We start from the raw sequence: 16,028 nt of genomic DNA on the forward strand, positions 1-16,028 counted from the left end.
TTCACGCTCCGGTGCGGGTCTTCATTGTCCCCAGGTCTTTTCCAGAACGCGTAACCAGTTGCCGTGGCAAATCCGTTCGATCAAGTCGTCCCCGAACCCATGATCGGCCATCGCCTGCCGCAGCACGGGCAGCCCCGCGGCCGAGCCGATGGCCGATGGGATCGTCGCGCCGTCGAAATCGGACCCAAGCCCCACGCGAGTCTCCCCAAGTTTTTCCAGCAGATGGTCAAGGTGCCGCAGCATGTCGTCAAGCCCGGTGTCCACCATTCGCCCGTCCGGACGCAGGAAGGCCGCCGCGAAGTTGAGCCCGACCATCCCGTCACTCGCCGCGATGGTTTCAAGCTGCGCATCGGTCAGGTTGCGGGCATGGGGCGTCATTGCATGGGCGTTGGAATGGGTGGCCACGATCGGCGCGTCCGAATGCTTTGCGACATCCCAGAACCCGGCCATGTTCAGATGCGAGACATCGACAAGGATGCGCAGTGCGTTGCAGCGTTTGACCAGCCGGATGCCGGCCTCGGTCAGGCCGCCGCCGGTATCGCCGTCCGATGGAAAGCGGAACGGCACCCCCTCGCCAAAGATCGTCGGTCGGCTCCACACCGGGCCAAGCGACCGCAGCCCGGCCCGGTAGAGCAGATCGAGCGCGTGCAGATCGGGGTCGATCGCCTCGGCCCCTTCGATATGCATCACCGCCGCGATCTGGCCCGACGCCATCGCGGCCCGGATATCCGCGACGCTTCGGCAGAGCGTCAGGGCACCCAGCTCCTCCAGCCGGAAGAGGATCGCCGCCTGCCGCAGAACGGTCGAAAGCGCCTGCGCTTGCGGAACCGGGTCCGGCAGGGGCAGATCATAGGCGGCCTGGCGCATCCCGTCGTCCTGATCGAGACCGGTATCGGAGGGCACGAAGATCGCGAAAAGTCCCCCGCCAAGCCCCCCGGCCCGCGCCTTGGGCAGATCGATATGGGTGTGAAGCCCGGTCAGGAACCGGTCCGCCACCGGCGGCCCGCCGGCGCGATCAAGCTCGAACAGAATGTCGTTGTGGCCGTCGAAAACGGCAGGCCCGCTGCGGTTCGGCACTGAAATCCTACGCATTGATGTGTCAGACAGGCTGACATGCAGGCGGGAGCCTAGAGCAAAAAATCCGAAGGTGAAGACACAAAGCGACGGATGCCCGCTTGGTTGCGGCCAATCTCGACATCCGCCCAAGTTCCATGCAGCCCGGGCGGGCCACACAGGTCCATAAGGGGTCACTTCTTGTGGGAAGTGGTGCCGGTGAAGAGCATTGAAGCTCAATATTATTGATGTTTCCTGCCAGTCCAAAACTGACGAATAGTACATAAAAACTGTAACTTAAGTGTCTCAGGCTGTTTCACTCGTGCCCACGGTATACCATATGTAGAGGTGGATACTCAGGGGGACGAGAAATTCCCGCCAAGCACAAGCTTTCGGCCGCGTTCGTGAAGAGTTCTGGCCCCGGAAAATACGCCGACGGCGCGGGGCTCTGGTTGGTGGAGCGGTCGCCCGTGGATGGGCAATGGGTCTTGCGCGTGACCGTTCACGGCAGGCGATGGGAAATGGGACTCGGCGGCCTCGGTGCCATCAGTGTATCGACCCAGCGGAATCTGCTCAGGTTAAGCCGCTATTCTGAATGCCTCTGAAGGTGTGCGCATGGCAAGCGCCTGGTGCGGGCGCCGGTGATTGTAGAACTGGATCCAGTCGCCGATCGCGCGGCTGGCATGCGCGAGGCTTTCGAAACGCTGCCGATGCACGCACTGCTCCTTCAGGGATCGGATCAGCCTTTCCATCATGCCGTTCTGCTGTGGGCAGTGTGGCGTGATGAACTCCTGTCGCAGGCCATAGCTTCGAACGAGCGCCGTGTATTTTCGCGAGGTGAAGACCAGGCCGTTGTCGCTCCGCAGAAGGAACGGGACTTCGACACGGCCAAGCGTGCCGAACCGGGCGATCAGGGCATGCTCAAGGGCGGAGGCCGCTGTCGTGGCTTTGCCGGAACGGGAAAGATGCCAGCCGAGGAGCTCGCGCGTATGGCAATCCATCACCAGGGCCAACGTGGCCCAGCCGTCCTTGCCGGCCCAGACACGGGCCATGTCCGTAGACCAGCGCTCGTTCGGCGCGGTCGCAACCAGGGAAGGGCCTCGATCCTTGGTCGGGCGCCGACAGGACGTTTCCGAACCTGCCAACCCTTGATCTGAAAGACCCGCTGCACCGTGTTCTTGTTGAAACCGAGAAGCCAGGCCACTGTCCGATACCCGAACGACGGGTTCTCCTCGATCATCGCCTTGATCGGCTCTGCGAAACGGGGATCGATCCGCGGGGCCGACTTCACCGGCTTGTAGTAGACCGTCCGGCGCGGCACACCGAACCACGCACAGAGCTTGGTCAGCGGCACGGCAATCCCGTCAGCAAGCAGGCCCTCATGAAGCGTCCGGATCAATTGTCGTCCTCCGTTCGGCATTGGCCTCGAACCGGTGGCGGCTCAATGCCTCACCATGAGGGCCTGGAACTTTTTTCGAGCACGCAGTTCCAGCATCGCCTCGCCATAGGCTTGCCTCACAGATCGCGGAGCTGCTTCTCGTATTCCTGGCGCACATCGAGCGGATTGGCACGCAGCGCATTCTCCATCCCCTTGCGGGCATCGTCCACCCAGTACTCGATCTCGGAGGGGGCCAGATCATAGGTCCGGCTGGCCTCCGCTACCGTCGTCTTCCCCTGAATGATCTCGATGACCAGTGCAGATTTACGCTTCGCCGTCCAGCGCTTGATGTTGTCGTCCAATTGTCCACTCGTCGCTACGTTTTCCTCCTTGTAGCATGAGCAGGATTTCACTGGGTCGGTACAATCCCTTTATATGGCTCCTTCCCGGTCAAAAAGTCCGGAACGGTAGCCCGCTGCAGATCGCCTCGCAGCAACGCACACGGGGGTGGGCGGATGGCCCGGAATCCCGGGGCGGGTCACCCCGGAATGGGCACCTCGAATTCTGAACAGCTAAACTTGCATCGCAGCGGTGGCGTCTTTCGTGCCAGTTGCGGCTGGACCTCGAATTCTGAACAGCTAGAGCATCGTCCATTTAATCTGCAACATATCCTGCAGCCTTGAAGAGGTTTCGGCACTGGTCTGGTGGGAAGAGGTCGCAGGTTTGGGCAACGGATTGGAAGAGCGCGTCGAAAGTTCGGGCCTTGAGCCGTCGCAGGTGTGCCTTGAGCTTCGAGTATGCCATTTCGATTGATGGTGTGGATGGCTCCTGCTCCCGGCGTCGCGATGCGCCATGATGGGGTGTCATTGTCCCAACTTGAGGAGCCATCCATGTTCGAAGTTAACACAGCCGGCATCGATCTCGCCAAGAATGTCATCCAGGTCCATGGCGTCGATAACGACGGGAAGGTCGTAGTGCGGCGCCAACTCCGGCGGAGCCAATTTCTGGCATTCTTCGAGGGCCGCCAAGGCTGCCTGATCGGCATGGAGGCCTGTTCCGGGGCCCATCACTGGGGGCGACAGTTGCAAGAGATGGGCCACGAAGTGCGGCTGATGCCGCCGTCCTACGTGAAGCCCTACGTCAAGCGCAACAAGACGGATGCGGCCGATGCCGAGGCGATCTGCGAGGCGGTGACGCGCCCGTCGATGCGGTTCGTTCCCGTGAAGAGCGAGGCGGACTCCGCGGCGCTCGTGCTGCACCGGGCGCGGGATTTCCTGGTCGGGCAAGTTACTCAGGTGGGCAACGCGATCCGCGCCCACATGGCAGAGTTCGGGATCGTAACAGCAAAAGGATCGAAGCGCGTCGCGAGCCTGGGAGAGGAACTGGTCAAAGTGCCCGAGCCCGCGCGCCTTCCGCTTCAGGCGCTGTTCGATCAGCTGGCGGAAACGCAAGAACGGATCGACCGGCTGACTGACGAGATCGAGGAGGTGCACCGGCAGAACGAGGTGAGCCTACGGTTGGCATCGATCCCTGGCGTGGGCGTGCTGACAGCAACGGCGATCGCCGCAACGACGCCCGATGTCAGCAATTTTGGCTCCGCACGGGACTACGCCGCCTGGCTCGGCCTGACGCCGAAGCAGCATTCGACAGGCGGAAAGCCCCGAAGCGGCGGTATCTCGAAGATGGGCAACCGTTACATTCGACGGCTGCTGTACCTGGGCGCTATGGCGCAAATCATGGTTCGCCGCAGGCTCCGAAACCCTGGGACGGACTGGCTGTCGCGGAAGCTGGCGACAAAGGAAACCAGGGTCGTCGCGATCGCGCTGGCGAACCGCATGGCGCGGACGATCTACGCGCTTCTGCGCGATGGAACGAGCTACAGGCCGCGGCTCGGGGCGATGCCCGGCTGAGACCGGTCTGACGGAATGGTAAGGCGCAACGTGAGGTGATGGCGAACTGACGGAAACGGCGAACAGGAACACCCCGATGAATCCGAAGCGCCGTAGAGCGCGTTCGATTGAGTGGGAGCCTTCAGCCGACGCGGAAATTCATCATGGCGCGCAGCAAATTTGCTGCAACGGGACGCCGAATACATGGCCGCAGCCGACCAGCCGCCGGAAGCTCACAAACCCCTTGCCATGCAGGAGCCATCCATACAGGGTTCAGGTCGGGCGAGTACGGCGGCAGGAATAGCAGCCAACTGCCTTGCGACTTCAGGATCTCCTGCACGTGAGCCGATTTGTGCGACGACAGGTTGTCGGCGATCACCACATCGCCCGGCTGCAAGGTCGGGGCCAGTTGGGTCTCGATGTAGATATCGAACGCGGCCCGGTTCATGGGTCCATCCAGCACCCAGGGCGCGCTGAGTTCGTCGATCCGCAGACCTGCGATGAAGGTTTGCGCGCGCCAATGGCCGAAGGGAGCATCCGCTTCCAGTCGGGTGCCGCGGGCGGACCTGCCCCGCAGCCGTGTCATCTTGGTCGTGACGGCTGTTTCATCGATGAAGACCAGCCGATGCGGCTCAGACCGCATCCTCGGCATCCGGCGGTGCTGCCACTCGTATCTGGCGGCGCGCACCCGCTTGCGCAGCCGCTCCGTCGCGATCAGCGATTTTTTTATATGTGAACCCAAGGCGATGGATCAGATGGCGCGATAGCATCGCCGGAGTGGCGGTGAGGTCGTGTTCCAGCTTCAACGCCTCGGCCAGCTCAGGCATAGAGATGTCCGGCTCGGCTTCAACGCGCGATTTGAGCCAGTCCGAGACCCTGTCGAGCTTGCTACCGCGCGGGCGCCCCTGGGGCGCGGCCTTCACCCCTCCCGTTCGCCTCTTGCGTTGCATGATCCGCACAGCGCTTGCTGCTGATATCCGCAAACGCCGCCCAGCTTCATGGCAAGAAAGGCCGTCATCAACCAGAGCCACAACACGCTCACGAATGTCCAGTGATAGCGATTTGCCCATGATCCACCTCAACATATGGTGAATCACAAAATCCGTCCCCTGAGAACCCCGCCGATTCAGATTTCAAGGCCGACGCTCTAAACTTTCCGGTCGCGCCCACGGACCGGCGGTGACGTTGCGGCTGGACCTCGAATTCTGAACAGCTAAACTGTGAAGATGCCTGCATCGTGGAACCTTCGCAGTTGCGGCTGGACCTCGAATTCTGAACAGCTAAACTTTTGCGGCCGCTCAAACGCCCATTCTGCCCGTTGCGGCTGGACCTCGAATTCTGAACAGCTAAACTGGCCAGCGCAATGGACATGTTCTCGGCAAGGTTGCGGCTGGACCTCGAATTCTGAACAGCTAAACTTATCACTCGCAGGACATCTGCCCCGGCACGGTTGCGGCTGGACCTCGAATTCTGAACAGCTAAACTGTTTCCTCGCCCACGGCTTCGCGGGCGTGCGTTGCGGCTGGACCTCGAATTCTGAACAGCTAAACTGGGTTCCGCCAACGGGTGGAGGTGCAGTTCGTTGCGGCTGGACCTCGAATTCTGAACAGCTAAACTTTTCGAGGCCGCGAAGCACAACCACTACGGTTGCGGCTGGACCTCGAATTCTGAACAGCTAAACTAACGAGGCCGCGCTCGACGTGCTGCTGGCCGTTGCGGCTGGACCTCGAATTCTGAACAGCTAAACTGCCGCCGTTTTGCGGCCAACTTCTCGCAGAGTTGCGGCTGGACCTCGAATTCTGAACAGCTAAACTGCCGATTGCGCTGATCTTGCCAGTCGGGGCGTTGCGGCTGGACCTCGAATTCTGAACAGCTAAACTAGGCCTGCGAAACTCGGCGCGGTGGGCCTGGTTGCGGCTGGACCTCGAATTCTGAACAGCTAAACTCGCGGGTGTCGATGATGGCAATGTCGTCTGTTGCGGCTGGACCTCGAATTCTGAACAGCTAAACTACAGCCCATGTAGAGGGCGCGGGCCGCGGGTTTGCGGCTGGACCTCGAATTCTGAACAGCTAAACTGCAGCACGGCATGGTCGGAGACCTCGAAGGGTTGCGGCTGGACCTCGAATTCTGAACAGCTAAACTCCGATCTGGTGGCCGTGTAAGGGGCGGAATGTTGCGGCTGGACCTCGAATTCTGAACAGCTAAACTGTTCAGGACTGCCGTTTTCGGCTTCCTTCCGTTGCGGCTGGACCTCGAATTCTGAACAGCTAAACTATGGTCGATGACAAGCCGATGAGTGGGCTGGTTGCGGCTGGACCTCGAATTCTGAACAGCTAAACTGACCGGCTGCGGGCCCCACTTTGCCTCGATGTTGCGGCTGGACCTCGAATTCTGAACAGCTAAACTAGCGACCAGCAAGCTCTCCGATGCGATGGAGTTGCGGCTGGACCTCGAATTCTGAACAGCTAAACTCGCGCTGATAGGGCTCAAGCACTGGAAGAAGTTGCGGCTGGACCTCGAATTCTGAACAGCTAAACTTCCATGCGGTCCAGGGTCTCGACCGGCACGGTTGCGGCTGGACCTCGAATTCTGAACAGCTAAACTCGGCGCCGGTCGGTGGGCGCAGGACGAAGAGTTGCGGCTGGACCTCGAATTCTGAACAGCTAAACTCAGCGCCCGCCACCACCGCAGATATTCCGCGTTGCGGCTGGACCTCGAATTCTGAACAGCTAAACTCAGCCCCCTCAAGCACCGTCATCCCGTCTTGTTGCGGCTGGACCTCGAATTCTGAACAGCTAAACTGTGCGGAGCGGGTTTTCGGCATGACCGCAAGTTGCGGCTGGACCTCGAATTCTGAACAGCTAAACTTCGGACCGCTTCATAGGCATCCCCTACCGGTTGCGGCTGGACCTCGAATTCTGAACAGCTAAACTCCCATGCTCAGGGAAATAGCTGCGCATGTCGTTGCGGCTGGACCTCGAATTCTGAACAGCTAAACTGGCCTGCGCCTCAAGGATCAGTTCGTTGAAGTTGCGGCTGGACCTCGAATTCTGAACAGCTAAACTGACCACCTGCTGGATGGAGCGAAGCGGTGAGTTGCGGCTGGACCTCGAATTCTGAACAGCTAAACTGGGCAGGGGCAGCGGGACGGGCGGTGGGGAGTTGCGGCTGGACCTCGAATTCTGAACAGCTAAACTCTCGCGCATGGCGACGATGGTGTCGTGCATGTTGCGGCTGGACCTCGAATTCTGAACAGCTAAACTGTGGACGATATCGTGGCCTGGGCCGCTGATGTTGCGGCTGGACCTCGAATTCTGAACAGCTAAACTCGTTGGCCACCATTTCCCCGATGCCCTTCGTTGCGGCTGGACCTCGAATTCTGAACAGCTAAACTCTCACGCTCGAAGCGTTCTCGCTCGAGCCGTTGCGGCTGGACCTCGAATTCTGAACAGCTAAACTTCCGCGCGACGATGACGGTTGGCTATGGCGGTTGCGGCTGGACCTCGAATTCCGAACAGCTAAACTGTGGTGGATGATGATGGCATGAAGGAAGCCGTTGCGGCTGGACCTCGAATTCTGAACAGCTAAACTGATATGATCGTGAAAGCGGGCATGCTCCTCGTTGCGGCTGGACCTCGAATTCTGAACAGCTAAACTCCTCGACGCCGAGATGGTGGAACTGCTGCGGTTGCGGCTGGACCTCGAATTCTGAACAGCTAAACTTACAAGGCAGCCGTTTCGGATGACCGCACGGTTGCGGCTGGACCTCGAATTCTGAACAGCTAAACTCTCTCGGAAGCTCAGGGCGGGCCTGGAAATGTTGCGGCTGGACCTCGAATTCTGAACAGCTAAACTGGGGTCGGACATGTCCGGCAGGCCGCTGGCGTTGCGGCTGGACCTCGAATTCTGAACAGCTAAACTCCGGCGTTGCAACACGAACCGTATGTCGGCGTTGCGGCTGGACCTCGAATTCTGAACAGCTAAACTCACCCCCCGCACCCGCATCGGCCTTGGCCAGTTGCGGCTGGACCTCGAATTCTGAACAGCTAAACTTGAATGTCAGCCAGATGAAGGCGGACTTTTGTTGCGGCTGGACCTCGAATTCTGAACAGCTAAACTGGGGTCGGACATGTCCGGCAGGCCGCTGGCGTTGCGGCTGGACCTCGAATTCTGAACAGCTAAACTCCGGCGTTGCAACACGAACCGTATGTCGGCGTTGCGGCTGGACCTCGAATTCTGAACAGCTAAACTTCCCCCACATAAACCACGGCCAAAAGGTACGTTGCGGCTGGACCTCGAATTCTGAACAGCTAAACTCTTGTAAAGTTGATCAAGTTGCTGGATGTGTTGCGGCTGGACCTCGAATTCTGAACAGCTAAACTCACGCGGTCGAGCTGGAGTGTATCGGCAGCGTTGCGGCTGGACCTCGAATTCTGAACAGCTAAACTCCACCGTTGACGCGAACGCGCCCCTCGACAGTTGCGGCTGGACCTCGAATTCTGAACAGCTAAACTAAGCTGCTGGCGACAGGGATGGACCGGCCAGTTGCGGCTGGACCTCGAATTCTGAACAGCTAAACTTGCACCTCGGACGGGGTCATTGGCCGCACCGTTGCGGCTGGACCTCGAATTCTGAACAGCTAAACTCTGGGGGTGGTGGTTCTTGTGCGTAAGGGGGTTGCGGCTGGACCTCGAATTCTGAACAGCTAAACTCCTTGCCTCACGACACTGTCGCGCGGCGTTGTTGCGGCTGGACCTCGAATTCTGAACAGCTAAACTAAATGACCAACACGCATCACAAGCCTGACAGTTGCGGCTGGACCTCGAATTCTGAACAGCTAAACTCGCCCTGCCGTCCAGAAGGCGACCTGCGGCGTTGCGGCTGGACCTCGAATTCTGAACAGCTAAACTAGAAGTGGATCGCGCGCCTGTTGCTGGCGCGTTGCGGCTGGACCTCGAATTCTGAACAGCTAAACTCGATGCCGACAAGGGTTGGCCGGTCACGGAGTTGCGGCTGGACCTCGAATTCTGAACAGCTAAACTGGGTGCAGGCAGCGATGGCCGCCTTTGCGGGTTGCGGCTGGACCTCGAATTCTGAACAGCTAAACTCCGGTCACCGTCAGTGTTGGCGTGCTGATCGTTGCGGCTGGACCTCGAATTCTGAACAGCTAAACTGGGCGGCGCGCTGACCCATGCGGGGTGGGCGTTGCGGCTGGACCTCGAATTCTGAACAGCTAAACTGATCGTCGGCCTCGGCCGCGTCCACCGGGAGTTGCGGCTGGACCTCGAATTCTGAACAGCTAAACTTCAGGTCACCAAACGGGTTGCCTTCGGCCACGTTGCGGCTGGACCTCGAATTCTGAACAGCTAAACTGCAGGCCTCGGGGAAGTCGTTCGCCAGACGGTTGCGGCTGGACCTCGAATTCTGAACAGCTAAACTGATCTGCTGGACGCCACACTGAAGGGCTTCGTTGCGGCTGGACCTCGAATTCTGAACAGCTAAACTCGAGGGCGGGTCGAAGCTCATCCGCCTGAGTTGCGGCTGGACCTCGAATTCTGAACAGCTAAACTGTTCTTCACCTTCGTCACCGGTACGAAAAAGTTGCGGCTGGACCTCGAATTCTGAACAGCTAAACTGCCAGAGCGCGGCAAAAGGCACCGACCTCTGTTGCGGCTGGACCTCGAATTCTGAACAGCTAAACTGCCGCGGCCGTCGATTTCATCCTGTCCGGAGTTGCGGCTGGACCTCGAATTCTGAACAGCTAAACTGCCATGATGGGGGTGCAGGCCCCCCGCTAAGTTGCGGCTGGACCTCGAATTCTGAACAGCTAAACTCAAGGGGCGCGCGCGACGCGTTCGGGCCAGTTGCGGCTGGACCTCGAATTCTGAACAGCTAAACTCAAGGGGCGCGCGCGACGCGTTCGGGCCAGTTGCGGCTGGACCTCGAATTCTGAACAGCTAAACTGCACAGCGCGAGATCTATGACGATGCGCGGTTGCGGCTGGACCTCGAATTCTGAACAGCTAAACTGTAGGAGGGCGCGCGCCTGGGCCGGAAGGTGTTGCGGCTGGACCTCGAATTCTGAACAGCTAAACTCTGATTGTGCCGTGAACAGATCGTGGATCAGTTGCGGCTGGACCTCGAATTCTGAACAGCTAAACTTCCGTCCCCCTCGCTCTCTGCCCCGTTGCGTTGCGGCTGGACCTCGAATTCTGAACAGCTAAACTCGATCAGGCGTGGCACCTGGGCCAGTTGCTGTTGCGGCTGGACCTCGAATTCTGAACAGCTAAACTCGTCCGAGATATCGTCCGCCGCGACCGCGAGTTGCGGCTGGACCTCGAATTCTGAACAGCTAAACTTTAGGCAGCCCACCGAAATCGTTGTCCATGGTTGCGGCTGGACCTCGAATTCTGAACAGCTAAACTCCCGGGCGCCGTGCGTCACGACGTGGTCGAGTTGCGGCTGGACCTCGAATTCTGAACAGCTAAACTGTCGTCCGCAATGCCTTCCTGTCCGTGATCGTTGCGGCTGGACCTCGAATTCTGAACAGCTAAACTATGCCCATTTCAGCGAACCCGATCATTTCGGTTGCGGCTGGACCTCGAATTCTGAACAGCTAAACTTTCACGCGCTGTTGCTGCGCGTCGCGAGCGTTGCGGCTGGACCTCGAATTCTGAACAGCTAAACTTGTTCCTCTTCCAAGCTCCTGAAATCAAAGGAACTTTGGGAGGGGACGGGTAAGGCAAACCGAAGAGTCTTCATCAAAACAGCGCCAGTTGTTCTGGATTCTTCCGGGCCGCCCTGCGGCCCTGATCGGAGAAGTGAACGATATCACGATATTGCCGGTCGGTGAAGTTGAGGATCTGGATGTCGCCCTTGTCGGGCAGATGTCGCTCAATTCGGTTCACGCGCGTCTGGAACGCCTCTTTGCCGTTGACGAAGCGTGCGTAGACCGAGAACTGGCTGCGCTCGAACCCTTCATCCAGCAGGAAGTTCCGGAAGTCCGTCGCCGCCTTCCGCTGCGGCTTGGTGTCGGTGGGCAAATCAAACATCACGAGAATCCACATGATTCGGTATCCAGACAGGTAGACAGGTGCAGTGGTCATGACCCCAACCCCGCAAGGGTAAGAGCATCGGGCGGCGAAGGCAGGGCAAGGTTCAGGCGTCCGGTCTCAAAGCTCTGGCCCAGCGAAACGGCGAGTTTGCCAAGCGCTACGGACACTGGTGTCAAGCCGCCGCCCAAGGGCAGATCAAGGGCGATAAGCCGGGCCAATGCCGTTTTGGCCTCGCTATCAACCTCTGGTCCATTTCGTTCCGCAAGCCCGCGAACGCAGCAATCGACCAGGGGGCGGAATGGCTCCATCAGGTCATCTGCTAGGGCGAAGGCGTTCCCCCTGTTCGAATGGTGCAGTCCGATGGTGGGATGCAACCCGGCGGCTACGACGGCACGGGCGGTGGCGGCCCGCAGTACGGTGTATCCGTAGTTCAACAGCGCATTTAGATCGGGTGCCGTGCGATCCCGTCGAAACTCCTCACCCATCATGCGGGGCCAGTAGTACCGGGCGGCTTGCGCTTCGACATTGGAATTGTCGCCGCTCGTCACCTTGCGTTTGAGCATGGCGACCGGTGCGTGAGCCTCGCCCATGGCCTCCAGAGCGGCGGCCTGCATGGCGATCTTGCAGATCACGACCTGTTTCCAAGCCTGCTTCAGAAGTGGGGCTTTGGCCTGCCATTGGGCACGTAGACGGGCACCCTGGGCATGATGCCCCTCGAGAGGGAGGAGAACAGATTTGGGGGCGTGGTTCGGCCCACACAAGACGACCGGAGCTCCGCGATCGGCGAGTTCGGTCAAGAGTGAGGTGGACCATGTGGTCCCGTGAGCGTGCACGATTACCCCGGCGATCTGGTCGAGCGGGATACGACCGATTTCTTCCGAGCCTTCGCTGACTTTCATGAAGCCACGGTCGCGCGAGAGATGCCGACCGTCGGTCGAGATATCCACGATCTGATCCATACCTTCACCCTCCAAGCCATTGGAAGGTTGGCATGTTTTACCGATTCGGGCGACTCCGGTCTATATGGGCTTGGCGCCTCCGTCGCGAAGGCGGCCAATTTCATCGACAGATACGCGGCGAATCCCGGATGCGACCGCAGGCCGAGCGCCGATTTGAATCCATTTGAACGGGTCGGATCTGTCGTTGTTTCGCGTATCGGCGTTCGCCTCGTTATGCGGAACGATGAACAAGCCGTTTGCAATGTCCATTTTCTGAACATGTCCGACGACCGTTCGTCCGTTCCGTTCCAGTGCAACCATGTCGCCTTTGTGAACACGCAATAGACGCTTTGCCGCCGGGTGGGGCCGCTTATCGCCTTCGAGGGTATGGGCTTCGAAGGTCGTGATGACCTGCGCTTCGATCTTTCCGTGTGGAAGCCTCCAGATCTCGAACACGTGGTTGCTGCCGCTCTGGTAGGCCTTGATCGGGTCCTGCGCGGGCACAGGAACGCGCGCCTGCTCTTGCAATGGCTTGATGATCCGTACCCGGCGGATGCCTTGATATGGCCCTGGCTTGGCTGCGAATTCGCGTAGGGCCTTCTCAAAGTCCTTGCCGGTCTTATCCGCGGTCGCAACGCGCAACGCCTTTCGCAACTGGGGGTCTCGCACCTGGCCACTTCGGCCCGGCTCATCCAGCAGCTGCGCAGGCTTGACACTCAACAAATCGCTTCGGCTGGCAACATGAATGTCATCGACGATGGAATAGGCCGTCTCCTGGTGCAACTGACCGGCTGTGCTGGCGCGCCCCAGCTTGCGAACCTGTTTGTCGATCCGACCGTGATCTGCGCGATGGCTAACGACGATCCTGCCGAGCTGAACCTCGAGATCAATGCGAAAGCCTTCCCAGGGCGGTGGCGTATCACGGGCGATAAGCTCAGCGGACTGGCCGGCCTCTTCGCCCTCGCCGGCGGCGCGGCTGATCCGGTTGAGCAAGCTGCGGTCCGTGGCGGCGACCACGGCGGCGTCGATGGCGTGGTGACGGTGATCGGTGCGGTTCTTGGCCTTGACCGCGCCGCGATCCTTGTCACTCAACAGGGAGTTCAGCCCCCAATGCCGTCGCAGCATTTCGGTTAATCGTCCGGGCACGACCCACACATGGCCGCCCTTGGTATAGAGCGTGTCCAGATAGGTGCGCGATATCCGGGCGAGGTATTGCGTATCCACCAGCGCCCGGTCAAGAAAATCATTCTCGCCTTCGAACCGCTGCATTGCGTCCGGGGCAAAGCGCCAGCGCTTGTTTTCGGGCAGGTTCTTCAGGTTGGCTTCGATGGCGTCCCATTTCGGGGTGCCACCAAAGGCTTTCCATGGGGTCTGATTGCGCTTTTCGCGGTTGGCTTCACGTAGGCAAAGCGTCCGATTGGCGAAACTGTCATCCAGAGTGCGCGAATAGGGCAGGATGTGATCAACATCGCAGCTGCCGTCAAAGATCATGGCGGCAGAGATGCGCTTGCCCGTATAGGGACAGAACCGCCGCATCGCATCGTCGGGGTTCAGATCCTCCCACAACCGCAGGAGCATCCGGTTGCGGCCGTTGTCTTCGATCCCGAGTTCTTCAAGCTTTTCACTCCTTTTCTTCGCGGCCTCAGTCGTGTCGCGGATGCGCTTCATTGCATCCTTTTTTTGCTGCTCGGATTGCTTCAGTTCCCGCGCCAGTTCGACGACGATCTGATCGGGTTTCCCGTAAACCTCGATGATCTTATTCACCACCCGCCGAAGCTGATTGAGCCCGATATGCACGGTCGGATTGGTTATGCGGCCAAAGCGCGTGATGTCATCGTCGTTTTCATCATAGGTTCCCGGAATGACATGCCGGTCCAGCACCTCGCCATAGTATGGCAGGCGGTCTAGGCACTCGCCCGTCCGCTTATCCGAATGGTGCCAGCCACAGGCGGCGACCGCTTGGGCATAAGTCACGACATCGGTCTTTAGCCTGTCCAGAATTCGAGTCGTCGCCGTCAGGCCCAATCGGCCATAGCCCTCGGGAAGCGGCGCCTTTGCGGTCCCCTCCGCGTGGTCGCGCTCGAGCCCATGCTCTTGCATAAGCCACTCTACCAACGCAGCGTGATCTGCATCGCTTTGCACCTTTCGGGTTCGTGAGATCACCTCCCATTGCGCGTCGGGCTCCAAAACGGACCAGCGCGAGCCGAAACGGTCGGGATGGGAGAGACTGGCGCGGACCGGGTCGCAGGCGATGGCGTCGCGCACGCTGGTTTCCAAGGTGAACCGCTCTCCGTCGCGCAGTTTCAAGACCTTCGCCAGCGCCGGCAGTTTCATGGTCATGGATTTCAACGAAGCTGTGGGCTTCTTGTTGTCCAGTGCGTGGATGATCAGGTCGCGTTCCTCGAGGGTCAGAGGGCGTTTCTCCCTCCCGTCTGCCGTCACGCGCAACTGATTGACGGTTTCGAAAAGCACGCGGCGCTGGGTCAAGGGATGGGCCTTTGGCAAACGCTCCTCGGCCGTGAACAGACAAAGCCCAACCTTCGGTTCTTTAAGTGGGCGCTGAAAGAATATCTTCTCGAACACGAGGTCGCGCAGTTCATCGGTCAGCTCGGGGTGATAGCTCGCCTGGGCCGACCAGAGTTTGTGAAATTCTTCCTCGAGATGTTTGCGGTCGGGGTAGAAATCATACCCTGCTTCCTCCTTGCCGTCCGGCCCATCCCGTTTGGCAATGGAGAGGCGGGTCCGCACGGTGGGCACATTTCGCGGGTCAGTAGCACGCCGGCGCCGCATGTGCAGGAATTCGCCGTAGGTGCGGGCACCGCTGGTCAGCATCTCCTGCTCCAGTCGCGCGGTTGCGTCCTTGATTTTGCCGCTTTCGTTGTCGCCGCGATCCGTCCTGCGGTTGGATTTGAAGCCGCGTCGCTGGTTGATATGAAACAGCGCCCGGCCCAGGTGCGTCAGCGGCAGAGCCGCGTCCAGGCCGGTTGTCCGTAGCTCGTAGGGATCCAACGCCTCCAACCTCTTCGCCTCGGCTGGATCGGCGGGCATCAGCCCCGCACTGGCCAGAACCTTCATCAACGTAGCGCGGCGACGCAGGTACCGATCACGGCGGCGACGCATGGCTCGGGCTGTCCGCCTTTTAACTGCCAAAGGCGGACCAATTTTTGTCTCAGAGGACGGTTCCCGACCGTCTGAGAAAACGCGAACTCCGCCGCCTATCACACCTGTGATCGGGGCGTCAGCCTTGGCACCATCAGTTTCGTAAAGCCACCAGCCGATAGAGTTCGTTCCAATATCGAGACCCAAACGCATATTCACCATCCAAATTACGATCTCGAACAGGATTCCTTGCACTCGAATGAGATGCAACTTGAAAGCGTAGCTGGTGTGTGCCAAAAATATAGTGTTCAGAATTCGCGGTCGAGCCGTTAACAAGCTCGAAGTAGCACCACATTGAAGCGCGCCCTACGGGGTGCGTTTCCTTTATTGGCGCCTGACATTTGGATCGAAATATTCTTGAGAAAGCGATCACATATTGCCCGAATGCGCATAGTCTCGTCGTCTTCGCGAACGGCAGCTATGCAGGCTGCGGCTGCGGCAATTGAACCGAACGCTAAAGGTCCGCAAAGAGCCGGGTTTACCATCAACATTTCGCTTTACCCGCGAAGTGTTGCGCCCGCGCGGTGAGGAAGAATAAGGTCGCCTAGCGGGCTTC

7 protein-coding genes, 2 pseudogenes and 1 CRISPR repeat array are annotated in these 16,028 nt (G+C 59.5%); of the genes and pseudogenes, 1 reads left to right on the forward strand and 8 read right to left on the reverse strand.

Annotated features, from left to right (window positions below):
* Positions 1-21: 21 nt before the first annotated feature.
* The 4 genes and pseudogenes from RGUI_RS11200 to RGUI_RS22140 form a co-directional block, all read right to left on the reverse strand.
* On the reverse strand, positions 22-1,092 hold the full coding sequence (locus RGUI_RS11200; protein WP_081533140.1) for a dipeptidase: 1,071 nt from the start codon (positions 1,090-1,092) through the stop codon (positions 22-24).
* 539 nt (positions 1,093-1,631) lie between these two features.
* Positions 1,632-2,105 carry an integrase core domain-containing protein gene (locus tag RGUI_RS22525; RefSeq protein WP_216640068.1) on the reverse strand — a complete coding sequence of 158 codons (474 nt, stop codon included), beginning with the start codon at positions 2,103-2,105 and terminating at the stop codon, positions 1,632-1,634.
* A 463-nt stretch (positions 2,106-2,568) separates the two neighbouring features.
* Complete coding sequence (locus RGUI_RS11210) at positions 2,569-2,793, reverse strand: DUF1153 domain-containing protein (RefSeq protein ID WP_253798264.1); 225 nt, start codon at positions 2,791-2,793, stop codon at positions 2,569-2,571.
* 292 nt (positions 2,794-3,085) lie between these two features.
* Positions 3,086-3,256: pseudogene (locus RGUI_RS22140) on the reverse strand (IS630 family transposase); the annotation flags it as partial.
* 65 nt (positions 3,257-3,321) lie between these two features.
* Here RGUI_RS22140 and RGUI_RS11215 point away from each other — a divergent pair.
* Positions 3,322-4,341 (forward strand): IS110 family transposase, encoded by a 1,020-nt coding sequence (locus tag RGUI_RS11215; RefSeq protein ID WP_081533141.1) that lies wholly within the window; start codon positions 3,322-3,324, stop codon positions 4,339-4,341.
* Between the two features lie 235 nt (positions 4,342-4,576).
* On the opposite strand, the pseudogene RGUI_RS11220 reads toward RGUI_RS11215, so the two are convergent.
* From RGUI_RS11220 to cas9, 4 genes and pseudogenes are all read right to left on the reverse strand, one after another.
* Positions 4,577-5,390 (reverse strand): annotated as a pseudogene (locus tag RGUI_RS11220) (IS630 family transposase); the annotation flags it as partial.
* Between the two features lie 114 nt (positions 5,391-5,504).
* A CRISPR array of direct repeats spans positions 5,505-11,008; the repeat unit is 36 nt; unit sequence GTTGCGGCTGGACCTCGAATTCTGAACAGCTAAACT.
* 73 nt (positions 11,009-11,081) lie between these two features.
* Positions 11,082-11,387, reverse strand: a complete 306-nt coding sequence (gene cas2, locus RGUI_RS11225; RefSeq protein ID WP_048531593.1) for a CRISPR-associated endonuclease Cas2 — start codon at positions 11,385-11,387, stop codon at positions 11,082-11,084.
* A gap of 35 nt (positions 11,388-11,422) precedes the next feature.
* Positions 11,423-12,334, reverse strand: a complete 912-nt coding sequence (gene cas1, locus RGUI_RS11230; protein WP_081533143.1) for a type II CRISPR-associated endonuclease Cas1 — start codon at positions 12,332-12,334, stop codon at positions 11,423-11,425.
* Positions 12,335-12,394: 60 nt separating this feature from the next.
* Positions 12,395-15,709, reverse strand: coding sequence for a type II CRISPR RNA-guided endonuclease Cas9 (gene cas9, locus RGUI_RS11235; protein ID WP_253798269.1), 3,315 nt, complete (start codon positions 15,707-15,709; stop codon positions 12,395-12,397).
* Positions 15,710-16,028: the final 319 nt, after the last annotated feature.

Origin of the sequence: Rhodovulum sp. P5, assembly GCF_002079305.1 — a bacterium.
GTDB lineage: Bacteria > Pseudomonadota > Alphaproteobacteria > Rhodobacterales > Rhodobacteraceae > Rhodovulum.

Bases quoted from the DNA above. Each gene is read 5' to 3' on its own strand.
- RGUI_RS11200 (WP_081533140.1), bottom strand. From the start codon at position 1,092: ATGCGTAGGATTTCAGTGCCGAACCGCAGCGGGCCTGCCGTTTTCGAC.
- RGUI_RS22525 (WP_216640068.1), bottom strand. From the start codon at position 2,105: ATGGCCCGTGTCTGGGCCGGCAAGGACGGCTGGGCCACGTTGGCCCTG.
- RGUI_RS11215 (WP_081533141.1), top strand. From the start codon at position 3,322: ATGTTCGAAGTTAACACAGCCGGCATCGATCTCGCCAAGAATGTCATC.
- cas2 (WP_048531593.1), bottom strand. From the start codon at position 11,387: ATGTGGATTCTCGTGATGTTTGATTTGCCCACCGACACCAAGCCGCAG.
- cas1 (WP_081533143.1), bottom strand. From the start codon at position 12,334: ATGGATCAGATCGTGGATATCTCGACCGACGGTCGGCATCTCTCGCGC.